The organism is Streptomyces monticola, assembly GCF_042665355.1.
Taxonomy (GTDB): domain Bacteria; phylum Actinomycetota; class Actinomycetes; order Streptomycetales; family Streptomycetaceae; genus Streptomyces; species Streptomyces monticola.
The window spans coordinates 147,860-171,879 of record NZ_JBHTCF010000013.1 but is presented as its reverse complement, the minus strand read 5'-3'; the positions used below and the strand labels follow the sequence as shown (position 1 = coordinate 171,879).

21 protein-coding genes are annotated in these 24,020 nt (G+C 69.9%); 14 read left to right on the top strand and 7 right to left on the bottom strand.

Features of this window, described 5'->3' with window-relative positions; genetic code table 11:
- The first annotated feature begins 12 nt into the window (after positions 1-12).
- From ACFQVC_RS27420 to ACFQVC_RS27405, 4 genes are all read left to right on the top strand, one after another.
- Positions 13-1,410: a DUF6421 family protein gene (locus ACFQVC_RS27420; RefSeq protein WP_381835466.1), complete on the top strand. Its 1,398-nt coding sequence runs from the start codon at positions 13-15 to the stop codon at positions 1,408-1,410.
- A 26-nt stretch (positions 1,411-1,436) separates the two neighbouring features.
- Positions 1,437-2,216, top strand: a complete 780-nt coding sequence (locus ACFQVC_RS27415) for an SDR family NAD(P)-dependent oxidoreductase (protein ID WP_381835464.1) — start codon at positions 1,437-1,439, stop codon at positions 2,214-2,216.
- A complete protein-coding gene (locus tag ACFQVC_RS27410) occupies positions 2,213-3,283 on the top strand; it encodes a threonine aldolase family protein (RefSeq protein WP_381835462.1) in 1,071 nt (356 codons plus the stop codon). The genes ACFQVC_RS27415 and ACFQVC_RS27410 overlap by 4 nt, the downstream gene beginning before the upstream one ends.
- A gap of 163 nt (positions 3,284-3,446) precedes the next feature.
- On the top strand, positions 3,447-4,139 hold the full coding sequence (locus tag ACFQVC_RS27405; RefSeq protein WP_381835460.1) for a B3/B4 domain-containing protein: 693 nt from the start codon (positions 3,447-3,449) through the stop codon (positions 4,137-4,139).
- A 90-nt stretch (positions 4,140-4,229) separates the two neighbouring features.
- On the opposite strand, the gene ACFQVC_RS27400 is transcribed toward ACFQVC_RS27405, so the two are convergent.
- On the bottom strand, positions 4,230-4,958 hold the full coding sequence (locus tag ACFQVC_RS27400; protein WP_381835458.1) for a lysophospholipid acyltransferase family protein: 729 nt from the start codon (positions 4,956-4,958) through the stop codon (positions 4,230-4,232).
- A 316-nt stretch (positions 4,959-5,274) separates the two neighbouring features.
- On the opposite strand from ACFQVC_RS27400, the gene ACFQVC_RS27395 reads away from it, so the two are divergent.
- The 4 genes from ACFQVC_RS27395 to ACFQVC_RS27380 all read left to right on the top strand — a co-directional run bounded on the left by ACFQVC_RS27395 (position 5,275) and on the right by ACFQVC_RS27380 (position 8,440).
- Positions 5,275-5,682, top strand: a complete 408-nt coding sequence (locus ACFQVC_RS27395) for a thioredoxin family protein (protein ID WP_381835456.1) — start codon at positions 5,275-5,277, stop codon at positions 5,680-5,682.
- Positions 5,683-5,890: 208 nt separating this feature from the next.
- Positions 5,891-6,400: a flavin reductase family protein gene (locus tag ACFQVC_RS27390; protein ID WP_381835454.1), complete on the top strand. Its 510-nt coding sequence runs from the start codon at positions 5,891-5,893 to the stop codon at positions 6,398-6,400.
- 221 nt (positions 6,401-6,621) lie between these two features.
- The gene (locus ACFQVC_RS27385; protein WP_381835452.1) at positions 6,622-7,407 is read left to right on the top strand and encodes an electron transfer flavoprotein subunit beta/FixA family protein; all 786 of its coding nucleotides are present in this window, start codon (positions 6,622-6,624) and stop codon (positions 7,405-7,407) included.
- Positions 7,408-7,477: 70 nt separating this feature from the next.
- The gene (locus tag ACFQVC_RS27380) at positions 7,478-8,440 is read left to right on the top strand and encodes an electron transfer flavoprotein subunit alpha/FixB family protein (protein WP_381835450.1); all 963 of its coding nucleotides are present in this window, start codon (positions 7,478-7,480) and stop codon (positions 8,438-8,440) included.
- Positions 8,441-8,509: 69 nt separating this feature from the next.
- On the opposite strand, the gene ACFQVC_RS27375 is transcribed toward ACFQVC_RS27380, so the two are convergent.
- Positions 8,510-9,400: an endonuclease/exonuclease/phosphatase family protein gene (locus tag ACFQVC_RS27375; protein ID WP_381835448.1), complete on the bottom strand. Its 891-nt coding sequence runs from the start codon at positions 9,398-9,400 to the stop codon at positions 8,510-8,512.
- A gap of 213 nt (positions 9,401-9,613) precedes the next feature.
- Here ACFQVC_RS27375 and ACFQVC_RS27370 point away from each other — a divergent pair, with 213 nt between their 5' ends.
- Complete coding sequence (locus tag ACFQVC_RS27370; RefSeq protein ID WP_381835446.1) at positions 9,614-10,903, top strand: DUF6986 family protein; 1,290 nt, start codon at positions 9,614-9,616, stop codon at positions 10,901-10,903.
- A 74-nt stretch (positions 10,904-10,977) separates the two neighbouring features.
- Positions 10,978-12,774, top strand: a complete 1,797-nt coding sequence (locus ACFQVC_RS27365) for a serine/threonine-protein kinase (protein ID WP_381835444.1) — start codon at positions 10,978-10,980, stop codon at positions 12,772-12,774.
- A gap of 31 nt (positions 12,775-12,805) precedes the next feature.
- Here ACFQVC_RS27365 and ACFQVC_RS27360 read toward each other — a convergent pair whose 3' ends face one another.
- A complete protein-coding gene (locus tag ACFQVC_RS27360; protein WP_381835682.1) occupies positions 12,806-13,792 on the bottom strand; it encodes a LacI family DNA-binding transcriptional regulator in 987 nt (328 codons plus the stop codon).
- A 203-nt stretch (positions 13,793-13,995) separates the two neighbouring features.
- Here ACFQVC_RS27360 and ACFQVC_RS27355 point away from each other — a divergent pair, with 203 nt between their 5' ends.
- Complete coding sequence (locus ACFQVC_RS27355) at positions 13,996-14,952, top strand: ROK family protein (protein WP_381835442.1); 957 nt, start codon at positions 13,996-13,998, stop codon at positions 14,950-14,952.
- Between the two features lie 721 nt (positions 14,953-15,673).
- Here the strand turns inward: ACFQVC_RS27355 and ACFQVC_RS27350 are convergent.
- A complete protein-coding gene (locus ACFQVC_RS27350; protein ID WP_381835440.1) occupies positions 15,674-17,788 on the bottom strand; it encodes an NPCBM/NEW2 domain-containing protein in 2,115 nt (704 codons plus the stop codon).
- A gap of 331 nt (positions 17,789-18,119) precedes the next feature.
- Here ACFQVC_RS27350 and ACFQVC_RS27345 point away from each other — a divergent pair, with 331 nt between their 5' ends.
- From ACFQVC_RS27345 to ACFQVC_RS27335, 3 genes are all read left to right on the top strand, one after another.
- Positions 18,120-19,412 (top strand): ABC transporter substrate-binding protein, encoded by a 1,293-nt coding sequence (locus ACFQVC_RS27345; RefSeq protein ID WP_381835438.1) that lies wholly within the window; start codon positions 18,120-18,122, stop codon positions 19,410-19,412.
- 97 nt (positions 19,413-19,509) lie between these two features.
- Positions 19,510-20,433: a carbohydrate ABC transporter permease gene (locus tag ACFQVC_RS27340; RefSeq protein WP_381835436.1), complete on the top strand. Its 924-nt coding sequence runs from the start codon at positions 19,510-19,512 to the stop codon at positions 20,431-20,433.
- 37 nt (positions 20,434-20,470) lie between these two features.
- Entirely contained in the window at positions 20,471-21,394 is a 924-nt protein-coding gene (locus ACFQVC_RS27335; RefSeq protein ID WP_381835434.1) for a carbohydrate ABC transporter permease, read from the top strand.
- 135 nt (positions 21,395-21,529) lie between these two features.
- On the opposite strand, the gene ACFQVC_RS27330 is transcribed toward ACFQVC_RS27335, so the two are convergent.
- The 3 genes from ACFQVC_RS27330 to ACFQVC_RS27320 form a co-directional block, all read right to left on the bottom strand.
- On the bottom strand, positions 21,530-21,751 hold the full coding sequence (locus tag ACFQVC_RS27330; protein ID WP_181648025.1) for a helix-turn-helix domain-containing protein: 222 nt from the start codon (positions 21,749-21,751) through the stop codon (positions 21,530-21,532).
- Positions 21,751-22,242, bottom strand: a complete 492-nt coding sequence (locus ACFQVC_RS27325) for a DUF2975 domain-containing protein (RefSeq protein WP_381835680.1) — start codon at positions 22,240-22,242, stop codon at positions 21,751-21,753. The genes ACFQVC_RS27330 and ACFQVC_RS27325 overlap by 1 nt, the downstream gene beginning before the upstream one ends.
- A gap of 591 nt (positions 22,243-22,833) precedes the next feature.
- Positions 22,834-23,958 (bottom strand): NAD(P)/FAD-dependent oxidoreductase, encoded by a 1,125-nt coding sequence (locus tag ACFQVC_RS27320; RefSeq protein WP_381835431.1) that lies wholly within the window; start codon positions 23,956-23,958, stop codon positions 22,834-22,836.
- Positions 23,959-24,020 lie beyond the last annotated feature (62 nt).

Below are 24,020 nucleotides of genomic sequence, written 5' to 3'. Positions count from 1 at the left end.
GGAGGAAGTGTCATGACGGAAATTCTTGTGCAGGCGGCTACGGAGGGACAGCTTCCTCCCGGAAGCAGGGTGGTCGAACACCCGGCATGGCCCGTGCTCAAGGACGCCGTGGAGGAGATCAGGACCTTCCAGTCCAAGGACGGCTCGATCGACTTCGAGGCCGAGGGCGCCCCGTCCCGTTCGGTGACCGAACTCGCCCTGGACCGCGTCGTATCCGCCGTGGAGCAGCTCGCTCCGCTGCTGCCGCATGACGCCGAGTACCACCGGGCGCTCGTCCTCGATCTGCGCCGCTGGGCCGACGAGGGCTTCCAGGTGCCGGACTTCCTGGACTCGCTGCTCGCCTTCCAGCCCGCCCGGATGCGCGCCGACGGGCTGCAGCACCTGGTCGTGTTCCCGATGTACACGCAGAACGGCAACCCGGACCGCAACTTCGAAGCGGTGGTCCTGAAGATGGTCTGGCCCGACTGGCTGGCCGAGCTGGAGCGCACGCGCTACGACAACCCGCTGTTCTGCGGCATCACCTTCGAGGACTTCACCTCGGGCTACGACACCAACTCGGCGGTGCTCTTCCCCGAGACGATCGCGGTGCGCGAGGCCCCGGAGCGGTTCAGCTGGGGCGGTATCTTCTGCGACCGCGAGGCGGCCCGCTTCCGCCGGGTCACCGAGGCCGCCGTCGACACCCTCGGCCTCGAACTGCCCGACGACATCCGCGAGATGATCGGCGACCAGGACCGCTGCCAGCAGGCCTTCGTCCTGTGGGACATGGTGCACGACCGCACCCACAGCCACGGCGATCTGCCCTTCGACCCCTTCATGATCAAGCAGCGTCAGCCGTTCTGGATGTATGGCCTGGAGGAGCTGCGCTGTGACCTCACCGCCTTCAAGGAGGCCGTGAAGCTGGAGGCGGACGGCGTCCCGCAGGGCCGTGACGTGCAGTACGCGGTGCTGTTCGACCGGATGTTCCGCTTCCCCGTCACCGGCGAGCGCGTACGCAACTACGACGGCCTCGGCGGCCAGTTGCTCTTCGCCTACCTCCACAAGCACGACGTGGTGCGCTGGACCGACAACACCCTGAAGATCGACTGGGAGCGGGCCCCGCAGATCACCAACCAGCTCTGCGGCGAGATCGAGGACCTGTACCGCGCCGGCATCGACCGCCCGAAGCTGGTCCACTGGTTCGCCGCTTACGAGCTGGTCTCGACGTATCTCGCCCCGCACCCCGGATCGCGCTGGGCCAAGGGCCCCGATGCCCTGGACACCTCCCTGCCGCCCCGCAAACTCGTCGACGAGGTGCTTGCGGACGAGTTTCCGCTGAGCATGTTCTATGAGGCGCTCTCGAAGAAACTCAAGGGTGTGATCGCCTCGACCCGGGGGATCACGGCCGCGGACGTCGAGCGAGTCGCCGCGTGAGGTCGAGCGACGCGGAGGTGGAGGTGATGACCATGCCGAACGGCAATGGCAACGGCAATGGTGCGCTGAACGGCGCGGTGGTCGCGGTGGCGGGCGCCGCCGGACCGGCCGGACGTGCCACCCTGCTCAGGCTCGCCGAGGCGGGTGCCACCGTCGTGGCCGCCGACGCGGACGCCACCCGGCTCGCCGAGGCGGTCGACGCGGCCCGCTACGCCCACGGCGGTGCCACCGTGATCGGCGACACCGTCGATCTGCTCGACCTCGACGCGGCCCGCGAGTGGGCCACGCGCACCGAGAAGGAATTCGGGCGCCTGGACGGCGTGGTCCACCTGGTCGGCGGCTGGCGCGGCAGTGCGTCCTTCGCCGAGACCGACCTGGCCGACTGGGAGCTGCTCGAAAAGCTTCTGATCCGCACCGTCCAGCACACCACGCTCGCCTTCCAGGACGCTCTGCAGCGCAGCGACCGCGGCCGCTACGTCCTGATCAGCGCCGCAGGCGCCAGCAAGCCCACCGCCGGTAACGCCGCGTACGCCGCGTCCAAGGCGGCCGCCGAGGCCTGGACGCTCGCCCTGGGCGACGCCTTCCGCAAGGCGGCCAAGGCGGAGGGGGCCGCGGCGCCCACTTCGGCGGCCGTCATCCTGGTGGTGAAGGCGCTGGTGCACGAGGCCATGCGGGCCGAGCGCCCCAACGCGAAGTTCGCGGGCTTCACCGACGTGACGGAGCTGGCCGAGGCCATCGCCGCCATCTGGGAGCGGCCCGCCGAGGAAGTGAACGGAACCCGCCAGTGGCTGACCGAGAAGCCGTGAACCCTCCGAAGACCGATGCCCGGCGTCATCACGACCCGGACGTACGAGGTTTCGCGAGCGACAACTACGCCGGGGCGCACCCCGAGATACTCGCCGCCCTCGCCGTGGCCAACGGCGGGCACCAAGTGGCGTACGGCGAGGACGAGTACACCGCGCATCTGCAGCAGGTGATCCGCGGCCACTTCGGCGCCACCGCCGAGGCGTTCCCGGTGTTCAACGGCACCGGGGCCAATGTCACCGCGCTGCAGGCGCTCACCGACCGCTGGGGCGCGGTCATCTGCGCCGACACCGCGCACATCCACGTCGACGAGTGCGGTGCGCCCGAGCGGGTCGGCGGCCTCAAGCTGCTGACCGTCCCCACACCCGACGGCAAGCTCACACCCGAACTGATCGACCGGGAGGCATACGGCTGGGACGACGAGCACCGTGCGATGCCGCAGGTCGTCTCGATCGCGCAGAACACCGAACTGGGCACCCTCTACACGCCCGACGAGATCCGCGCGATCTGCGAGCACGCCCACGAGCACGGTATGAAGGTGCACCTCGACGGCGCGCGGATCGCCAATGCCGCGGCCGCACTCGACGTGCCGATGCGCACCTTCACCAACCGCGTGGGCGTCGACGCGCTGTCCCTCGGCGGCACCAAGAACGGCATGCTGTTCGGCGAGGCGGTCGTCGTCCTCAACCCGGACGCGGTCAGCCATATGAAGCATCTGCGCAAGCTGTCCATGCAGCTGGCCTCCAAGATGCGTTTTGTCTCCGTGCAGTTGGAGGCGCTGCTCGGCAAGGACCTGTGGTTGCGCAACGCCCGGCACGCCAACGAGATGGCGCAGCGCCTGGCCGAGGGCGTGCGCGCCGTCCACGGCGTGGAGATCCTCTACCCGGTGCAGGCCAACGCCGTGTTCGCGCGCCTGCCGCACGACGTCGGTGAGCGGCTGCGGCAGCGCTACCGCTTCTACTTCTGGGACGAGGCGCAGGGCGACGTGCGGTGGATGTGTTCCTTCGACACGACCGAGGACGACGTCGACGGGTTCCTCGCGGCGCTCAAGGAGGAGATGGCCCAGTAGCCGGGCCGAGCCGAGCCGGGGCCGAGCCGAGCCGGGCAGCGCAGGGCCGGGGTCGCTCCTCAGGCGCCCCGCAGTCCAATGGGGTGGACCGGGCGGTACGGTACGCTGGACCTCACCGGGATCGGCGACCGACCGCCCGGACCGCTTCGACCCAAGGCCTGGCATGACACTGGAACTGACCGTCACCGACGAGGTGCGCACCCTCGTCCCCGGCTTCACGCATCTCGTCATCGAGGCGCACGGACTCGTCAACGGACCCAGCACCGAGGCCAGTTCGGCCCTGCTCGACGACGCCGCCCGGCGCCTCGCCGAGCGGCTCGACGGCCGCGCCCCGCACGAGGACCCGCACATGGCCGCCTGGCGTGCGGCGTACACCGCCTTCGGTGCCAAGCCCTCGCGTACCCGCAACTCCGCGGAAGCGCTGGCCAAGCGGGCCCTCGCGGACGGCGGTCTGCCCCGGATCAACCTCCTGGTGGACCTCTACAACGCGATCAGCGTGGCCCATCTGATCCCGGTCGGCGGCGAGGACCTGGACCGGATCGAGGGCGGTATGCGACTGATCCGCGCCACCGGTGACGAGGAGTTCGTGACGGTGGCCGGCGGCGAGCCGGCCGTGGAGCACCCGGAGCCCGGCGAGATCGTGTGGTGCGACGACCGGGGCGTCACCTGCCGCCGCTGGAACTGGCGCCAGGGCCCGCGCACCCGCCTCACCGAGGAGTCGACGAGCGCGGTGTTCCTGCTCGAATCCCTCGCCCCCATGCCGGTCGCCGACGTGCAGCGGGCGGGCGCCGAACTCACCGAGCTCCTGGAGAAGTTCAGCCCCGGGGCGCGGATCGAGGTGCGCGGCCCCGAGTAGGGCGGCCCGCGCCAGGCCTTGTGTGCCGGTACGGCCGAAGGGCCTGGACTCCGCGACGCTCTCGCGGAGTCCAGGCCCTTCGTATGTCGCTCAGCCCTGCTCGGACTCGCGTACCTGGGCCGGCTCGGGGGCCGTGCCGCCGAGGTGCGCCGGGACCCACCAGGTGTCGTCCGGGCCCTTGGGGCGCACCGGGTAGGCGCGCTGGGCGGCCTCGAGGAGCTCCTGGACCCGGCCGCGAAGACGCCGGGTGATCGCGCCGGCGTACTGGTCGCGCGGCGCTTCGAGGGCCTCGCCGACCCGGATCGTCACCGGGATGTGGCTGCGCTTGAGATTGCGGGGGCGGCCCTTGGTCCACAGTCGCTGCGTACCCCACAGCGCCACCGGGATCAGCGGAACGCCGGCCTCCTGGGCCATCCTCGCGGCACCGGACTTGAAGCTCTTGAGCGTGAAGGACGGTGAGATCGTCGCCTCGGGGAAGACCCCGATGATCTCGCCCGAACGCAGCGAGTCGAGGGCGTGCGCATAGGCCGTCTCGCCCTGCTTGCGGTCCACGGGGATGTGCTTCATGCCGCGCATCAGCGGCCCGGACACCTTGTTCCGGAACACCGACTCCTTGGCCATGAACCGCACGAGACGTTTCTGCGGCCTGGCCGCGAGCCCCGCGAAGATGAAGTCCATGTAGCCGATGTGGTTGCTCACCAGGACCGCACCGCCGGTGCGCGGAATGTGCTCCGAACCCTTGAGGTCGATCTTCAGGTCCAGCGCCTTGAACAAGGTGAGCGCGGCTCCGATGACCGGACGGTAGACGAGTTCTGCCATGAGCGGCGATCGACCCTTCTGTGCGCCTGGGAAGGGGTCTCCCGGGCGGGGAAGTTACGCGCCCGTAGGTTTCGGGCGATGGGCAGATCGTGCCCCATGAGCGGCGCAGTAGCCACCCCTGACGCCTGTGAGCAGGGAGATTCTCGTCACGTGGAGGGCGAATTCACGTCATGTTCGAGACGATATCGAGCACCTCGGGGGGAGCGGGAGTATCCCGTCGCGGGGAGGGCCGCGATGATTGCGGTCGTGTGAACCCGGCGCCGCGGCGTCGGCGGCCGGGAATTTCCGGCGGCCCCGGTGGCGCTGCACCGGGGGAATGACGGGACTCTTGGTGTGTGCGGCGGTGCTCGCGATGGCGGGCGCGTTCGGGCCGCTGCACCGCGGACACGGCGGGAGGCTGCAGGTGCGAGCGGGCGACAAGGCGCTCGGGGAGCAGGAGTTGGGTGCTCCGCTCGGTGAGCGGGCCACGCTGGTGCAGTTCTCCAGCGCCTTCTGCCAGCCCTGCAGGGCGACGCGCCGGACCCTCGCGGAGGTCGCCGGGCTCGTCCCGGGAGTGGCGCATATCGAGATCGACGCCGAGGAGCACCTCGACCTCGTGCGCGCCCTCGACATCCTGCGCACCCCCACGGTCCTCGTGCTCGACGCCGGCGGCAGGCTGGTGCGGCGCGCCGCAGGGCAGCCCCGCAAGGCCGATGTGATCGCCGCCCTCGGGGAGGCCGTGTGAGGCACCGGGCCAGGATGCCAGTGAGCCATCTCCCATATCCCGGTACGCACTTGACTGGGCCCCGCACCTATCGTCAGCCTGACACCATGCCGAAGGAACTCCTTCTCTACGAGCGCGTCCACGTGGATCTCGGCCGCCATGCGAGCGCGCGCTGTCCGAGCCGCTGAGCAGCCACGGACCTCGTACACCACGGCAGAAGGACAACTCCATGACGGCCACGCCCGATCTCCGCTCCCCGCAGCTCGCCTCTCCCGACCTCCTGCGCTCCGTCTTCCGGCAGCACGCGGCGGGCGTCGCCGTGATCACCGCGAGCGGCGGCGGCAGGCCGGTCGGCTTCACCGCCACCTCGCTCAGCTCGGCCGCCGCCGAGCCGCCCCTGGTCTCGTTCGGCATCGGCACCGGCTCGTCGAGCTGGCCGGTGATCTCCGAGACGGACCACATCGGCGTGCACATACTCGGCGAGCACCAGCAGGACCTGGCCGCCACCTTCGCCCGCAGCGGCGCCGACCGCTTCGCCGCGCCCACCCGCTGGCACGAGGGCCCGCACGGCGTACCCGTCCTCGACGGGGTTCTGGCCTGGCTGGTCTGCCGGATCGTGGCCCGGGTGCCCGCGGGCGACCACCGCCTGGTGCTCGCCCAGGTCGAAGTCGGCGATCCGGCGGGGTCGGGCCGCCCGCTCCTGTACCACCAGGGCCGCTTCAACGCCCTGCGCGACTGACGCTCCCCACGGCTGCCGGGACCGGCGCTCCCGACGATTACTCAGCGTTGGCAAGGTCACAGTTACGAGCGCTTGCTTACTGGGCATGTACTGGGTGTACTGGCAAGTAACATTTCGATCGGAGCGCGGGTCGCCCCGACCGGGATCCGCCTCTTCAGGCGCCTATGCTGCCTGTCAACAAGGCAGCAGCCCAGAAATGACGATGCAGTAGGAGAGCCGGCGTGAGCTTGAGGATCGTTGTCTGTGTGAAGTACGTGCCCGACGCCACCGGCGACCGGCACTTCACCGATGACCTGACCGTCGACCGCGACGATGTCGACGGCCTGCTGTCGGAGCTCGACGAGTACGCGGTCGAGCAGGCCCTGCAGATTGCGGACGAGGCCGACGACGCGGAAATCACGGTGCTGACCGTCGGGCCCGAGGACGCCAAGGACGCGCTGCGCAAGGCGCTTTCCATGGGCGCCGACAAGGCTGTGCACGTCGAGGACGACGACCTGCACGGCACCGACGTCATGGGTACGTCGCTGGTGCTGGCCAAGGCCATCGAGAAGACCGGCTACGACCTGGTCGTCTGCGGTATGGCCTCCACCGACGGCACCATGGGCGTGCTGCCGGCGATCCTCGCCGAGCGCCTGGGCGTCCCGCAGGTCACCCTGCTGTCCGAGGTGGCCGTCGAGGACGGCAAGGTCACCGGCCGCCGTGACGGCGACACCGCATCGGAGCAGCTGGAGGCCTCGCTGCCCGCCCTGGTGTCGGTCACCGACCAGTCGGGCGAGGCGCGTTACCCGTCCTTCAAGGGCATCATGGCCGCCAAGAAGAAGCCGGTGGAGTCCCTCGAGCTCGACGACCTGGACATCGAGGCCGAAGAGGTCGGCCTCGAAGGTGCCTGGACCAAGGTCGACTCCGCCGCCGAGCGTCCGGCCCGCAGCGCCGGCACGATCGTCAAGGACGAGGGCGAGGGCGGCAAGCAGCTGGCCGAGTTCCTCGCGGGCCAGAAGTTCATCTGAGCCCGCCGAACACGGCAATCGCATCCCTCATTGGCGTTCCCCCTCGTACTTGCAGGAGAGAAGAAGTCCCATGGCTGAAGTTCTGGTCTACGTCGACCACGTGGACGGTGCCGTCCGCAAGCCCACCCTCGAACTGCTCACCCTCGCCCGCCGGATCGGCGAGCCCGTCGCCGTCGCCCTGGGCGCCGGCGCCGGTGACACCGCCGCCGCGCTCGCCGAGCACGGCGCCGTGAAGGTCCTCACCAGCGACGCAGCCGAGTACGCCGACTACCTCGTGGTGCCGAAGGTGGACGCGCTGCAGGCCGCCTACGACGCCGTATCGCCGGCCGCGGTGCTCGTGCCGTCGTCCGCCGAGGGCAAGGAGATCGCGGCCCGGCTCGCGGTCCGTATCGGCTCCGGCATCATCACCGACGCCGTCGATCTGGAGGCGGGTGACGAGGGTCCGGTCGCGACGCAGTCCGCGTTCGCGGCGTCCTTCACCACCAAGTCCCGTATCACCAAGGGCACCCCGGTCATCACGGTCAAGCCCAACTCGGCCGCCGTGGAGCCCGCCCCGGCCGCGGGTGCGGTCGAGGCCCTGTCCGTGTCCTTCTCGGACGGCGCCACCGGCACCAAGGTCACCGCGCGCACCCCGCGCGAGTCGACCGGCCGTCCCGACCTGACCGAGGCCGCGATCGTGGTCTCCGGTGGCCGCGGCGTCAACGGCGCCGAGAACTTCTCGGTCATCGAGGCGCTCGCCGACTCGCTCGGTGCCGCCGTCGGCGCCTCGCGCGCCGCGGTCGACGCCGGCTGGTACCCGCACTCCAACCAGGTCGGCCAGACCGGCAAGTCGGTCTCGCCGCAGCTGTACATCGCCTCCGGTATCTCCGGCGCGATCCAGCACCGCGCCGGTATGCAGACCTCGAAGACCATCGTGGCCATCAACAAGGACGCCGAGGCCCCGATCTTCGACCTGGTCGACTACGGCGTGGTCGGCGACCTCTTCGAGGTCGTCCCGCAGCTGACCGAAGAGGTCAAGACCCGCAAGGGCTGACCCGTCGAACCCCGAAGGCCCCCGGCACGAACCGGGGGCCTTCGGCTGCTCACGGCCGGGCCCCGACGCTCACCTCAAGCTCAGCTCCGCCTGCACGGGCAGGTGGTCGCTGGGGAACTGGCCGTCCAGGGCGAAGGTGTTGATCACCGCGGAGTGCGTGGTCACCTTCGGCGAGGTCAGTATCCAGTCGATCCGGTCGCCGTCGGGGACCAGCGGCTTGTAGCCGTGGAAGGTCGCGTACAGCTTGCTGCGCGTGGCCGCCGTGTCCCAGGAGTCCACGAGCCCGGCGGCGAGCATCGCGTCGTACACCGGGTTCTTGTGCGCGGCCACATTGAAGTCGCCGGTGACGACGAGCGGTATGGCGCGGTCGAGTCCGCCGATTCTCGACGCGATCAGATCGGCCGCACGCGCGCGTGCCTTCTGACTGGCGTTGTCCAGATGGGTGTTGAGGACGTACAGCGTCCCGCCCGTCCGCAGATCCTTGAAGCGCACCCAGGTGACCATGCGGATGGAGCCGCCGCCCCAGGTGTTGGAGCCGATCACGTCCGGGGTGTCGGAGAGCCAGAAGTGGTCGTACTCGAGGGGCGCGAGGCGCCGGGTGTCGAAGAAGACCGCCATGAACTCGTCGCGGCTGCCGCCCGCGCGGCCGGTGCCGATCCAGTCGTAGTGCGGCCCCAGGTCCGCGTCGATGTCCCGCACCTGCTGGTAGAGCCCCTCCTGGGTGCCGATGACATGCGGCCGCTCGCGGCGCAGCAGCTCGCGCGTGACGGGACGGCGCTCGGGCCAGCTGTTGGGCGGGGTGTCACTGGCGAAGCGTAGATTGAACGACATGGTCCGCAGGCGTGTGCTGCCGCGGTCGGCGGCGTGCGCGCCCGTGCTGAAGGCCAGGGGAGCGGCGAGAGCCGCCAGAGCGGCGGTCTTGAGTCCGATACGGCGGCTGAGCCGGAGGTCGGTCGGCACGCGGTCTCCTTCCGTTGCGGTCAGGATGGGGGCGTGCGGCTCAGGGTGGAAGGTCCCCGCGAGCCGCAGGTGACCGCAGCGGTCCGCGGTGGTGAACGCCGGGGGTCCGGGGCGAAAGAGGGTGTTGACCAGCGGGAAGGTACACGGATAACTTCGCTATACGGATTGTTGATTCCGTGAAGCGGAAAAGACGCGGACGTGGAGGGTGCAAGGATGGGTCAGCAAGAGCAGGTGGCGAGGAGCCTCGCCGGCGCGGTCAGCGAGGGCATCAGCGCCTCACTCGCCCCGGTGGACGCGGAGCTCGAGCGCCGCTACCCCGGCGACCCGGGCACCCGCCAGCCGGTCCACACCGTGTACGTACCGGGTGAGGTCTTCGCCGCCGACACCATCCGCAGCTGGGGCGACAAGGCCATCGCCGCGCTCGACGAGCACGCCCCCGACGCCGCCACCTTCGCCAGGGCCGTCGGCCTCAGCGACGAGCTCGCCGAGCCCGTCTACGACCGCGTGCGCGCCAAGCTGGAGCGCGAGCCCATCGAGGACCTGCGCGTCGACTTCGAGGACGGCTACAAGGGCAAGGACGAGGACCAGGACGCCGCCCGCGCCGCCCGCCTGATAGCCGAGGCCTACGAGAACGGCACGGCCGCCCCGTACATGGGCATCCGCATGAAGTGCATGGAGTCCCCGGTCCGTGACCGCGGCATCCGCACCCTCGACGTCTTCCTCAGCGGCCTGATGGAGGCCGGCGGTCTGCCCGACGGACTCGTCCTGACCCTGCCGAAGGTGACGTACACCGAGCAGGTCACCGCGATGGTGCGCCTGGTCGAGGAGTTCGAGAAGGCCCGCGACCTGGACGCCGGGCGGATCGGCTTCGAGATCCAGGTCGAGACCAGCCAGTCCATCCTCGCCGCCGACGGCACCGCCGCCGTGGCCCGCATGATCGACGCCGCCGAGGGCCGCGCCACCGGCCTGCACTACGGCACCTTCGACTACAGCGCCTGCCTCGGAGTCTCCGCCGCCTACCAGGCCAGCGACCACCCGGCGGCCGACCACGCCAAGGCGGTCATGCAGGTCGCCGCCGCGGGCACCGGCGTACGCGTCTCCGACGGCTCGACGAACGTCCTGCCGGTCGGCACCACCGCCCATGTCCACGAGGCCTGGAAGCTGCACTACGACCTGACGCGGCGCGCCCTGGCCCGCGCCTACTACCAGGGCTGGGACATGCACCCGGCGCACATCCCCACCCGGTACGCCGCGGTGTTCGCCTTCTACCGCGAGGGCTTCGAGGCCGCCGCCAAGCGCCTGTCCGCCTACGCCAACCAGGTCGACGGCGACGTGATGGACGAGCCCGCCACCGCCAAGGCCCTCAGCGGTTACCTCCTGCGGGGCCTCGACTGCGGCGCCCTGGACATCGCCGAGGTCGCCCGGCTCACCGGTCTGACCCGCGCCGACCTGGAGGGCTTCTCCTCGCCCCGCCGCGCGGCCCTCACAGCATCCGCCCAGTAACACCCACACGCGGTGTCACCGCTGCCCCGTAGTCTGTACGCGACCGGAAAGCGTACGGACGGAGCGGGGCAGCGGTGTCTTCGGGGGAGAACCAACAGGGCGGCGGCGTAGGCCGTTTGCTCGCCGGGCGCTACCGCGTCCAGGGCCAGCTGGGCCGCGGCGGCATGGGCGTCGTCTGGCGCGCCGTCGACGAAGTGCTCGGCCGCGAGGTCGCGGTCAAGGAGCTGCGCACCTTCACCGACGCGGGCGCGCCCGAACTGGCCGCGCTCAGAACGCGTATGCAGCGCGAGGCCAGAGCCGCGGCCCGGGTGCGGCACCCCGGAGTCGTCGCCGTGCACGACGTCGCGGAGGTCGAAGGCCGCCCGCTGATCGTCATGGAGCTCGTCGACGGACCCTCGCTCGACGACGTCCTGCGCGAGCGCGGCACCCTGCCCCCGCGCGAGGCCGCCGCCATCGGCGCCAAGGTCATGGACGCCCTGGCCGCCGCGCACCGCGCCGGCGTCCTGCACCGCGACGTCAAGCCCGGCAACATCCTGCTCGAAGGGTGGGGATCACAGCCGGGCAGCCCCGCTTCCGCGGTGGGCCGCGTCGTCCTCACCGACTTCGGCATCGCCATGGTCGACGACCCGGGCGACGGCAACTCCACGAACCTCACCCGCAGCGGCGAACTCGTCGGCTCCCTGGACTACTTGGCCCCCGAACGCGCCCAGGGTCACGAGCCGGGCCCCGCCTCCGACGTCTGGGCGCTCGGCGCCACCCTGTACGGCACGGTCGAGGGCTCGGCCCCCTTCCGGCGTACGTCGACGTGGTCCACGCTCACCGCGATCGTCACCGACCCGCTGCCCGAGCCGGTGCGCGCCGGACCGCTCACCGCCGTACTGCAGCAGCTGATGGCGAAGGACCCGCAGGCCCGCCCGGACGCGGACCTCGCCCGACAACTCCTCGAAGCGGTCGCCGAGTCGGCCGGGGACGACGACACGACGGTCCTGCGGACCGGCCCGCGCCCGGCGCCGTCCCCGCTGCACGGCGCTCCTACGGTCGTCCCCTCCGGCCCCACGCCGCGCATCGGCGCCCGCACGCCGAACGGCCAGGACGAGCCCCTCGTCACCCCGGTTCCCGGGGAGCGGGGCCCGCGCCGGGGGCGCGGCGCGTGGATCGCCGCGGCGGCCGTGCTCGCCGTCCTGGCGGCGGGCGGCGGTGGGTATGTGCTGCTGAGCGGGGACGGCGGCAAGCAGGAGGAAGCCGGCGGCAAGGTATCCCCGGGCGCGTCCAAGTCGCCCTCGAAGGAAGCGAGTTCGTCGGCGTCGGGCAAGCCGGAGCCGACCGGGAAGGGCAAGGAGTCGGCCTCCCCGTCGGCCAAGCCCACCTCGGGCGACGACAAGCCGAGCGAGAGCCCGTCCAAGCCCGCGGGCGGGGACGGGGGCGCCACGGGCGGCGACGGGAGTGCGGGAGCCACCGGCGGTGATACGGCGGGCGGGGACTCGGGCGGCCTGATCGGCGGTTCGGACACCACGGGCGGCTCGGGCGGCTCGGGCGGCTCGGGTGGATCGGGCAATTCCGGTTCCACGGGCGGCGGCGACGACCCCGCGCCGGTCTGCCACTCGATCGGCGGCGGGAAGTACAACTGCGACGTGTGGCGTACGTCGGACTCCATCACCGCATCCGGCGCCAAGGCGGGCACGCTGAACGCGGGCACGAACTACTTCTACTGCCAGCAGAACCTCGGCCGCCGAGAGACGTATCAGGGCTGGACCAACGTCTGGTGGGCCAAGACCGACGACGACAGCGGCAACACGGGCGTTTTCGTCAGCGACGTCTACATCAAGGGCGGCGAGAACGACAAGCCGCTGCCCGGCCTCCCGGTCTGCTGAGACCCGGGCCGGTCCTGTGCCGTCACAACTCTCAGTCGGCGGGCGGCAGTTCGCCCGATCCCCGGGTGATCAGGCGGGTGCCGAGCTCGATCCGCTCGGGCGTTCCAGGGGCGCCGTCGAGCCGGTGGAACAGCCGCTCGGCCGCGGTGCGGCCGAGCTGTGCCGCGTCCTGGGCGATCACCGTCACGCCGGGGCGCAGCAGATCCGCGAGTTCGATGTCGTCGAAGCCGACGAGGGCGACGCTGCGGTCGAGGCCGGCGAGTACGCGTACCACCGTGACCGTGACCCGGTTGTTGCCCGCGAAGATCGCGGTCACCGGTTCCGGGCCGGACAGTATGGCGTCCGCCGCCGCGCGTACCCGCTCCGGCGCGGTGGAGCCCAGCGAGACCCAGGAGTCGTGCACCGGCAGCCCCGCGTCCGCCATCGCCGCGCGATAGCCGCGCAGTCGCTCGGCGGCGGTGTGGATACGCGGCTGGTCGCCGATGAAGCCGATCCGGCGATGGCCGTGCGCGATCAGATGGGCGACACCGGCACGCGCGCCGCCGAAGCTGTCGGAGAGCACCACATCGGCGTCGATCCGCCCGGCCGGCCGGTCCACGAAGACGGTGGCGACACCCGCCTTGATCTCGGGCTCCAGATAGCGGTGGTCGTCGCCGGCCGGGATGACCACGAGGCCGTCCACCCTGCGGGCGCACAGGGCGAGCACCAACTCCTGCTCGCGGTCCGGGTCCTCGGCGCTCGATCCGTTGATGAGCAGGGCGCCGTGAGCGCGGGCGACCTCTTCGACGGCGCGGCTGAGCGGACCGTAGAAGGGGTCGGCGAGATCTTCGAGGACGAGGCCGATGCTGGCGGTGCGGCCCTTGCGCAGCACGCGTGCGCTGTCGTTGCGGCGGAAGCCGAGCGCGTCGATGGCCTCCTGGACCCGGCGTTCGGTGTCGGGCGTGACACCCGGTTCGCCGTTGACGACGCGGGACACCGTCTTGAGGCCGACGCCTGCGCGCGCTGCCACGTCCTTCATGGTGGGACGGTTGCCGTAACGGTGGTCGGTGCGGTCGGGCACGTGTGCTGTCCTGTCCTGGTCCAACGGGCGCCCCGGTGAGGGCTCGGCCGCCCCAGCTAGGGGTGTGGCGTCGAGCATAGAGCCTAGACAACGTTGTCAGTTGCGGTAGAGACTGTTCACCGGCTCGTCGGCCGCCCGCCTCACCAGGAGATCTGACTCTGATGCAGAACGACATCGTCGCCGCGCTCGATATCGGCGGCACCAAGATCGCCGGCGCACTGGTGGACCGACAGGGCCGGATCCTCGTACGCGCCCAGCGGCCCACTCCCGCGCAGGAGGACGGCGAGACCGTGGTGCGCGCGGTCGAGGCCGTCGTCGCCGAACTGGCCGCGTCGCCACACTGGGGCCGCGCCCGTGCGCTCGGCATCGGCAGCGCGGGCCCTGTCGACGCCTCCAAGGGCACCGTCAGTCCCGTCAACGTCCCCGGCTGGCGTGACTTTCCGCTGGTCGAGCGGGTGGCGGCGGCGAGCGGCGGACTGCCCGTCGAGCTGATCGGCGACGGCGTCGCGATCACCGCGGCCGAGCACTGGCAGGGCGCGGCCCAGGGCTATGACAACGCCCTGTGCATGGTCGTGTCGACCGGCGTCGGCGGCGGCCTCGTGCTCGGCGGCCGGCTGCACCCGGGACCGACCGGAAACGCCGGACACATCGGGCACATAAGCGTCGCCCTGGACGGCGACCCCTGCCCGTGCGGCGCCCGTGGCTGTGTGGAGCGGATCGCGAGCGGCCCGAACATCGCGCGCCGCGCCCTGGACGGCGGCTGGAAGCCGGGGGCCGACGGCGACACCTCGGCGGCGGCGGTGGCCGCCGCTGCCCGTGCCGGCGACCCCGTGGCGCGTGCCTCCTTCGAGCGTGCCGCGCAGGCGCTCGCCGCGGGGATCGCCGCCACGGCGACGCTGGTCGAGATCGAGATCGCGGTCATCGGCGGGGGTGTGGCCAAGGCGGGCGACGTCCTCTTCGCGCCGCTGCGCCGCGCCCTGCGTGACTACGCCACGCTCTCCTTCGTCCAGAACCTGACGGTCACCCCGGCGATGACCGGCACGGACGCCGGCCTGGTGGGCGCGGCGTCCGCGGCCCTCGGAGCCCGGGATGCGGCTGTCGCGGGGGTCGGGGGCTGAGTGGTTGAGGGCTGAGGGCGGGGGTGGCTTCGGGGTCAACTCTTGGGGGTGCGGGGTGAGTTGTGTTTGTGGCTCCGTGCACTTGTGGGCCTGTGGCTTCGTGGCTTCGTGCACCCGTGGGCCTGTGGCTTCGTGGCTTCGTGCACCCGTGGGCCTGTGGCTCCGTGGCTCTGTGCACCCGTGTTCCGTGGGCCTGTGGCTCCGTGACCCAGTGGCCCTGAGCCCCCGTGCTCCGTGGGCGCGTGGCTCCGTGGGCCTGGCTCCGTGCTCCGTGGCACTGGGCTCCGTGGCCCCGGGCTCTCGGACCTCCTGACCTCCTGACCTCCTGACTCTCGGGCCTCAGGGCCCCCGGATCCCCAGGCCCTCGGACCTCCTGACTCTCGGGCCTCTGGATCCCCGGGGTCTCGGGTCTCCGGGCCCCCGGACCTCCGGATCCTCGGGCCTCCGGATCCCTCTGGACCTTCGGGTCCCGGGATCCCCCGGACCTCCGGATCCTCGTACCTCCGGGTTCTCGGGTCTCCGGATCCCTCCGGGCCTCCGGATCCTCGGGCCTCCGGATCCCTCCGGACCTCCGGATCCCTCCGGACCTCCGGATCCCTCCGGACCTTCGGGTCCCTCTGGACCTTCGGGTCCCGGGATCCCCCGGACCTCCGGATCCTCGGGCCTCCGGATCCTCGGGCCTCCGGATCCCGGACCCTCCGCCCCCCCAGACCCCCAGGCGTCAGCAGGTCAGTTGTGCCTCCGCCCAGTCCGCGTGGTCGGAGTCGATGCCGTCGCCGCCGTCGGTGACGGTCAGGCGGATGGTCTGGGCGCCGGTGACATCCGCGGTCAGGGTCTGAGCGGCGTCCGCGGTGGTGAGCACCCCGGTCGAGGCGGCCTTCTTGCCGTCGGCCCAGATCTCGAAGGTGACGCTGCCGTTGGTGGTCTTCTCGTCGTCCACGCCCACCTGCGCCGTGGCCTTGGAGCACTTGCCGCCGGTGTAGAACTCGACGGCGCTCTCCGCGTGGACGCCCAGGCCCTTGGCGTAGACCGTGCCGTTGATGGTGAGCGGACTACCGTCGCCCGCCTGGTCCTCGCCGTTGCTGGTGTCCTTCTCGACCGGGCCCCAGCCGTTGGTGGCCGACAGCCGGGGGAGGGCGCTCAGTTGGGACGTACCGGCCGGGGGAGCGACCACCACATGGGTCGTCACCGGGAGGCTCTGCGCGGCCTTTCCGCCGGAGGAGTCGTACGCCGCCTTGAGAGTCAGGTCGTACGCGCCGGGGGTGGCGCCCGCGGGCGGAGTGAGCTTCCAGGTCGTACGGAGCGACTTGCCGCCTGCCAGGGTCCCGGCGGTGGTCGGCGATGTGGCCTCGACGGTCCAGCCGGACGGGCCGGTCAGGGCGGTGGTGACCTCGCGGGCCGGGGTGCGGCCCAGGTTGGCGAGCTTGCTCGTCACCGTGGCGGTCTTGCCGGACTCCACCAACGTGCCGCCGTCCAGGCCGAGTTCGGCCGCCGGTGGATACGAGGCCCACTTGCCGTCGGCCGCGACGCGCAGCATGACGGTGCCGTGTGCGGGCACGGTCGCGGCGAGGGTGCCCGCGGTGTTGTAGCTCTTGTGCTGCCACAGATCGCGCACCGAATAGCCGTCGGCGGCCGGCAGTCCGGCGTCCTCGGCGGTGGTGGCGATGCGCTGGGCGCTGCCGGTCTCGTTGAAGAGCGCGACGGTGCGGCTGCCGTCCTTCATCTCCTTGGTCACGACCCAGCGGCCGCCTTCGGAGCTGAGCACCGTGCCCTGCTTGCCGAGCGGGTCCTGGTCGACGGCGATGACTTCCTTGTTGCCGAGGATGTCGAAGGTCTCAGGGGAGACCTTGCGCAGGTCGGAGCCGATGAGCAGGGGCGCGGCCATGATCGACCACATGGAGAAGTGGGTGCGGTACTCGGTGTCCGTCATCCCGCCGTTGCCGACTTCGAGCATGTCCGGGTCGTTCCAGTGCCCGGGTCCGGCGTAGGCGTCGAGCGGCAGGTTCTGCTTCATGATCGACAGCATGGAGCCCCAGCTGTCGTTGATGTCGCCGGTGGTGCGCCACAGATGGCCGACGTCCTTCGCCCACTCCCAGGGCTTGTTCTGGCCCCACTCGCAGATGCTGTAGACGATGGGGCGGCCGGTCTTCTTCAGGGCGTCGCGCATCTTGATGTAGCGCTCCTTGGCGTCCACGCCCTGGTTATTGCAGTTGTCGTACTTGAGGTAGTCGACGCCCCAGTCGGCGAACTGCTGGGCGTCCGAGTCCTCGTGGCCGAGGCCGCCTGGGAAGCCGATCTCGCTGCAGGTTTTGGTGCCGGCGCTGGTGTAGATGCCGAACTTCAGGCCCTTGGAGTGGACGTAGTCGGCAACTGCCTTGATTCCGTTGGGGAATCGCTTCGGGTCGGGGACGAGCTTGCCGTTCGCGTCGCGCTGCGGCAGTGCCCAGCAGTCATCGAGGTTGACGTACTGGTAGCCCGCTTCCTTGAGCCCCTTCTCCACGAAGATGTCGGCGATGCCCTTGACCATCTCCTCGTTGAACTCGGCCCTGCAGTGGGTGGAGTTCCAGTTGTTGAAGCCCATGGGCGGGGTCAGGGCCTGGCCGTCGTCCAGCGTGGGGGCCTGGGCGAGGGACGGGTCCTGAGAGGCGGCGGGGGCCCGGGAGACAGCGGGGGCTTGTGCGGTGATCGGAGCTTGTGCGGTGGCCGGTGCTTGTGCGGTGGCCGGGGTGTCGGGGACCGCTGCCGCGGGGACCGCGAGCCCCGCTCCTGCCAGCACTCCGACGGCCAGCGCTCCGACGACTCTTCGACGTACTGTACGCACGGGAAAATGACGCATCGTTACATTCCTCCGTACTTACGAAAGTTGAGGGCTTTCCAGTATCCGTCGGCTGTGCGTCAGCTGTGTGCCAGCGACGCGCGCTTACGGTAGAGCCTGTTGGAGTCTGTTGGAAGAGATGCGGTAACGGTTGCGCGGTATCGCGCCAAACCCCTTGACGTCCTTACTGGTTGCCGGTGAGATCTCAGCCTCGCGTTCGGTTGTGTTGGGTTGAGGCCGGGGAGTGGGACACATGGCGCAGTCGTCGTTCAACCGTTCCGTCACGTCGGGGATGCCTCCCGGATCGCCGCCGGGGCCGTCGCGGAATGGCGGGAGTGCGAGCGGACATCGGATGTCCCGGCGCAACCTCCTGCGGGGCGCGGCGGCCGGAGCGGGCGCGATCACGCTGCCCGCACTGCTCGCCGCCTGCGGCGGGGGACCGGGAGGCGACGGCAAGACCGTCACGATGGGCTCCAACGCCTCGGACCCGGTGCCGAAGAAGGCGTTCGCGGAGGCATTCAGGGCGTACGAGAAGCAGGCGAAGGGCGGCCGCAAGGTCGAGGTCAACACCGTCAACCACGAGGGCTTCCAGGAGAACATCAACCGGTATCTGCAGGGCAAGCCGGAATCCGTGTTCATGTGGTTCGCTGGCTACCGGATGCAGTTCTTCGCGAAGAAGAACCTCCTGCACGACATCAGTGATCTGTGGGAGGGGTACTCGGGTTTCTCCGACGCCTTGAAGGAACAGTCGACGGGCGCGGACGGAAAGCAGTATCTGACGCCGTACTACTACTATCCGTGGGCCGTGTTCCACCGTAAGAGCGTCTTCGAGAAGTACGGATACGAGGCGCCCGAGACACTCGACGACTATCTCGCGCTCGCCAAGCAGATGAAGAAGGACAAGCTCGTCCCGATCGCGTTCAGCGACAAGGACGGCTGGCCCGCCATGGGCACCTTCGACTACATCAACATGCGCACCAACGGCTATGAGTTCCACAAGAATCTGATGGCGGGCAAAGAGGCCTGGACGGACCGGCGCGTACGCGAGGTCTTCGACACCTGGCGCCGCGTCCTGCCGTACTGCCACGAGGGCGCCAACGGCCGCACCTGGCAGGAGGCCGCGGCCACCCTGCAGAAACGCCAGAGCGGTATGGCGGTCTTCGGACTGCCGCACCCCGGCCAGCAGTTCCCCGAGGCCGAACAGGACGACCTCGACTTCTTCCCCTTCCCCGTCATCAATCCCGAGCACGGCCAGGACGCCGTGGAGGCGCCCATCGACGGATTCCTGCTCGCCGCGAAATCCCGCGACCTCAAGAACGACAAGGCCATGGAGTCCGCGAAGGATCTGCTCAAGTGGCTGGCCACGGGCGAGGCGGAGGACATCTATCTCAAGCACGACCCGAACAACATCGCGGTGAGCGACAAGGCCGACACCTCGGCGTACAGCCCGATCCAGAAGAAGGCCGTCGACCTGGTCTCCAACGCCAAGCAGATCTCGCAGTTCCTGGACCGCGACACCCGCCCTGACTTCTCCTCGCGGGTGATGATCAGGGCCATCCAGGAGTTCATCAACAACCCGAAAGACGTGGACGGGTTGGTCAATGACATCGAGCGCCAGAAGAAGACCATCTTCGCGTCCGACTGAGACGACCGAGACGACTGAGACCACCAAGCCGCCCTGCGAACACCGAGACGCCCGAGACGACTGAGACGACTTCAGCCGACTGAGAAGAGCCCGATCCGTGTCGCTCACCACCACGCGCCGCGCTGAGCGGCGGCGGCGCCGAGGACCACGTCGCTTCACCCGGCGTGATCTGGCCGTACTCGGCGCGCTGCTCGGCATTCCGATCCTGCTCGACCTGTTCATCGTCTGGGGTCCGACCCTGGCCTCGGTCGGACTGTCCTTCACCGGCTGGGACGGCATCGGTGACATCGAATGGGTCGGCACCGACAACTACCGGAATCTGTTCACCAATTACCCGCAGTTCTGGCCCGCCGTCCGCCACAACCTGATGTGGCTGGCCTTCCTCGGCCTGATCGCCACGCCTTTCGGGCTGCTGCTCGCCGTACTCATCGACCGGGGGGTGCGCTTCAGCCGCTTCTACCAGTCGACGCTCTACATGCCGGTGGTGCTGTCCCTGGCGATCGTCGGCTTCATCGCCCAGCTGGTGCTCTCCCGCGACCAGGGCGCCCTGAACGCGATCCTCGCCGACACACAGAGCCCCACGGACTGGCTGGGCGACCCCGACCTCAACATCTGGATGGTCCTGCTCGCCGCGGCCTGGCGGCACACCGGCTACGTGATGATCCTCTATCTCGCCGGCCTGAAGGCGGTCGACCCGTCACTGAAGGAAGCGGCGGCGATAGACGGCGCGAACGCGTTCCAGACCTTCTTCCGTGTGGTCTTCCCGACGCTGCGGCCGGTCAACATCATCGTCGGGGTCATCACGGTCATCGAGGCACTGCGCGCCTTCGACATCGTCTACGCCATCAACAAAGGCAGAAACGGCCTCGAACTGCTCTCGGTGCTCGTCACCGACAACATCGTCGGGGAGTCCAGCCAGATCGGCTTCGGCTCGGCCATCGCGGTCGTCCTGCTCACCGTCTCGCTCGGCTTCGTCGTGACGTATCTGTACCAGGAACTGCGCGGGGAGAAGAACCGATGAGCGTGGATCTGGTGGGTCCATGGGGGGAGCAGAGCCGATGAGCGTGGGCACCGCCCCCGAACGCGCCCGCACGGCGCCGACCGCGCGCCCTCCGGGCCGCCGCCCCCGGCTGCGGCCGCGCCGGCTCGGTCTGCATGTCTTCCTGATGGGCGTCTCCCTGGCCTTCCTGGCCCCGCTCGCCCTCGCCGTATACGCGAGTCTGCGCCCCTATGAGGAGACCTCGGAACTCGGCTACTTCTCACTGCCGAAGAAGCTCTCCTTCGACTACTACCAGCAGGCGTTCAGCGACTCGGGCATGACGAAGTACTTCGTCAACACCCTCGTCATCGCCGTGCCCGGCGTCCTGCTCGTCCTCTTCCTCGCGTCCTTCGTGGCGTTCGCGGTGGCGCGGCTGCGGATGCGCGGCGGGGTGGTCCTCCTGATGCTCTTCACGGCGGGCAACCTGCTGCCCCAGCAGGTCATCGTCACGCCGCTCTACGTCGTCTTCAACCGCATCCCGCTGCCGTACTGGATGTCCGACTCGATGACGATGTTCGACTCCTACTGGGCCGTGCTCGCCGTTCAGGTCGGATTCCAGCTCGGCTTCTGCGTCTTCGTCCTGGCGAACTTCATGCGGGCGCTGCCGTACGAGATCGTGGAGGCCGCGATCGTCGACGGCGCGGGCGTCTGGACCCAGTACTGGCGCATCACACTCCCGCTGTGCCGCCCCGCCCTGGCCGCCCTCGGCACGCTCCAGTTCACCTGGATGTACAACGACTTCCTCTGGGCGCTGGTCTTCATGTCCGACGGCGACAAACTCCCCATCACCTCAGCCCTGAACAACCTGCGCGGCCAGTTCTTCACCGACTACAACCTTCTGGCGGCGGGTTCGGTGATCGTCGCCCTGCCGACGCTGCTCGTCTTCCTGCTCCTGCAGCGGCACTTCATCGCGGGGCTGACGCTGGGGTCGAGCAAGGGGTGAGGCGGGGCCTCGGGCACCTCGGCCCAACGCTTCAGCAGGTCCGGGATCTCCCCGAGTACGGCCCCGGGATGCTCGCGGGGCTGGTGGCTGGTGAAGGGCTGTCGGGATCGGCGATGACGCGTCGGCAGGCATGGTTCATTCGCCCGCGGAGTCCTCGGCCTCCCAGCGGAGCAGGTCGCCCGGCTGGCACTTGAGTACCTCGCAGAGCGCGGCGAGCGTCGCAAAGCGCACCGCCTTGGCGCGGCCGTTCTTGAGTACCGCCAGGTTGGCGGGCGTGATCCCCACGCGGTCCGCGAGCTCGCCCACGGACATCTTCCGCCTGGCGAGCATCACGTCGATGTCGACGGCGATCGGCATCAGATCACCTCGTCCAACTCGGCCTGCATCTGCGCCGCTTCGACGTCCCGGGCGACAGCCTGGGCGAGCAGCATCCGCAGCACGAGCACGATGAGCGCGACTCCCAGGATGGCCACGCCGATTCCGCCCATGATGAGGGTGACACCCGGGTCGTCCCGCTGGCCGGGCGCATTCAGGGCCGTGGCCGCGAACCACACCAGGGCAGCCGCGACGATCGCGCCGATGATGACGTCCACGTACCGGAAGGCGGCGTGGGAGAACACGGTTCCGCGTCGCACCATCGTGACCAGTCGCCATACACAGACCAGGGCGACCTGGGCCGTCCCGATACCCAGGATCGTGATCACACGCAGCGGGGTCAGCGGGAGCGAGCCGTCTTCCGGGTCATTCCCGCTCACCAACGCCCACACCATCAATGCCTGTACAGACACGGTGCCGGTGAGCACCACCACGAGCACGGCGCGCAGCGCGTGCACTGTCAGCTTTCCCATGACCCACCATCCCATCGAGCTACGATGGGAATCTATCGAATCTCGATAGATGAAGCAAGGCTGGGTCGAAGGACGGGCGACGGTTTCGCGCGACGGTGGGATGCCGGCGCACCCTCCTGCGGTACGGCGCGACTCGCGGATGTCGCCGCCCTCGCGCTGATCCATTGGCAGCCCGACCGGCCCCGGCCCTCGGACGTACTGACCCGTGTCCAGTCCGCCGTCGCCGCCCGGGCCGCCATCGAAACGGGCAGGGGAATCCTCGCCGAGCACGGCGGACTCACCCCCGCGCAGGCCCTTGACGTCCTGCGCGCCTGTGGCGCCCATTCGCCTTGGTGAAGTCCCGTCGTGAGGGCTCCCGTTGGGCAGCGAGTCGTGCTGCGCTGAGTGAGGCGGGGTGGTTCGAGCGGTCGGAGGTGTGACCGCGATGGCGACGGGTTCGGATTCCGGGCGGATGGCAGTCGAGCCTGCCCAACTTCACAACCGCACCAGGGGTGCCACCCACAACTACATCCTCAACACTCCATGACGGCACAGCACTTCGGGCCCCGTGGGTGCATCAGCCTGCCCAACAGCAGACGTCTCCGCCTGTTGTCACCGAGGGAACCGTTCCGGGCGGAAGTCCGCAAGCATCTCGTCCCCCTTCCCACTGACGATCTCCGAAGCAAGCAGTCGGCCGATCACAGGCCCGAGTGTGATGCCACTGTGGGAGACCGCTTCGTAGTAGCCCGGCAGAGAAGGCACCGCACCCACTGAGGGGAATCCGTCGGCTGGGATGGGCCGGTGGGCTACCTGTGTCTGCGCGATGAGGGAGTCTCCGAGTTCCGGAACGACGAGCTTCGCCGATTCGTGGAGCAGCCGTGCAAGTTCCGCCGGCTCTTCGCCGGTGTCGATGAGAGCGTCGATCTCCCGGCTGTGAAGGACCATCGACGCCTCTCCGTCAGGACGGATCTCGACATGGGGCGCGTGCAGGGCTCGCCGAACCGGGATCCGGGCGCAGTCGATCCGGGAGACGGCGCCGGGTTCCCGGCGCATCGGCAAGTGCCGAGAGACGAGCCCGGCGACCTGGGAAGCGCTGGGCCCTGCCGCGTTCACGACGGCATCGACGTCGAGACGGCTCCCATCCGACAGAGTCACGCTCCGGACGCTCCCGTCGGAGCTGAAGCCGATGTCGCAGACCGCGGTGCCGGATCTGCATTCGGCGCCGGACTCAACGGCTCGGTCGACCAGACGGCCGACGAGGCGCCGTCCGTGCACCCATGCCTCGTCGGGATAGAACAGGACCGGAGCCTTGCCGGGCACCGCGAGAGCAGGTTCGAGGCGGCGGCGCACCTCGGCCCCCGTGTACACCTCGACTCTGTAGTCCCAGCTGGCCAGCAGCTCGGCTGTTTCCAGGAACTGCGCCTCCGCTGCGGGGTCCTCAGCCCAACGCAGGTGGCCGCTGGGATGCCACCATGAATCCGGCCCGATGGTCTCTGCAAGCTCCCGGTACGCCGCCATGCCCGCGACGTTCAGGTCGAAATAGGACCTGCGCGCGGTCTTGTTGCTGGCGTTGACCCACGAGAAGGACCAGTTGGTGACCCCTTCGCCTGGCTGGCCGGCGTCGATGAAGACCACCTCGACCCCGTGCCGCGACAGGTTCCAGCCCACGCTGGCTCCGAGAATGCCCACTCCGATGACAGCAACCCGTCCAGATCGCTGCACGCTCCCGACGCTCACGAAGGCCCCCTCCCGGGTCGCCGCCGCCCAACTCCCAGTTCCTAGCATGCCCTCGCCCCGCT

Bases quoted from the DNA above. Each gene is read 5' to 3' on its own strand.
- ACFQVC_RS27420 (WP_381835466.1), top strand. From the start codon at position 13: ATGACGGAAATTCTTGTGCAGGCGGCTACGGAGGGACAGCTTCCTCCC.
- ACFQVC_RS27415 (WP_381835464.1), top strand. From the start codon at position 1,437: ATGACCATGCCGAACGGCAATGGCAACGGCAATGGTGCGCTGAACGGC.
- ACFQVC_RS27405 (WP_381835460.1), top strand. From the start codon at position 3,447: ATGACACTGGAACTGACCGTCACCGACGAGGTGCGCACCCTCGTCCCC.
- ACFQVC_RS27400 (WP_381835458.1), bottom strand. From the start codon at position 4,958: ATGGCAGAACTCGTCTACCGTCCGGTCATCGGAGCCGCGCTCACCTTG.
- ACFQVC_RS27395 (WP_381835456.1), top strand. From the start codon at position 5,275: ATGACGGGACTCTTGGTGTGTGCGGCGGTGCTCGCGATGGCGGGCGCG.
- ACFQVC_RS27390 (WP_381835454.1), top strand. From the start codon at position 5,891: ATGACGGCCACGCCCGATCTCCGCTCCCCGCAGCTCGCCTCTCCCGAC.
- ACFQVC_RS27380 (WP_381835450.1), top strand. From the start codon at position 7,478: ATGGCTGAAGTTCTGGTCTACGTCGACCACGTGGACGGTGCCGTCCGC.
- ACFQVC_RS27370 (WP_381835446.1), top strand. From the start codon at position 9,614: ATGGGTCAGCAAGAGCAGGTGGCGAGGAGCCTCGCCGGCGCGGTCAGC.
- ACFQVC_RS27360 (WP_381835682.1), bottom strand. From the start codon at position 13,792: ATGAAGGACGTGGCAGCGCGCGCAGGCGTCGGCCTCAAGACGGTGTCC.
- ACFQVC_RS27355 (WP_381835442.1), top strand. From the start codon at position 13,996: ATGCAGAACGACATCGTCGCCGCGCTCGATATCGGCGGCACCAAGATC.
- ACFQVC_RS27350 (WP_381835440.1), bottom strand. From the start codon at position 17,788: ATGCGTCATTTTCCCGTGCGTACAGTACGTCGAAGAGTCGTCGGAGCG.
- ACFQVC_RS27345 (WP_381835438.1), top strand. From the start codon at position 18,120: ATGTCCCGGCGCAACCTCCTGCGGGGCGCGGCGGCCGGAGCGGGCGCG.
- ACFQVC_RS27335 (WP_381835434.1), top strand. From the start codon at position 20,471: ATGAGCGTGGGCACCGCCCCCGAACGCGCCCGCACGGCGCCGACCGCG.
- ACFQVC_RS27330 (WP_181648025.1), bottom strand. From the start codon at position 21,751: ATGCCGATCGCCGTCGACATCGACGTGATGCTCGCCAGGCGGAAGATG.
- ACFQVC_RS27325 (WP_381835680.1), bottom strand. From the start codon at position 22,242: ATGGGAAAGCTGACAGTGCACGCGCTGCGCGCCGTGCTCGTGGTGGTG.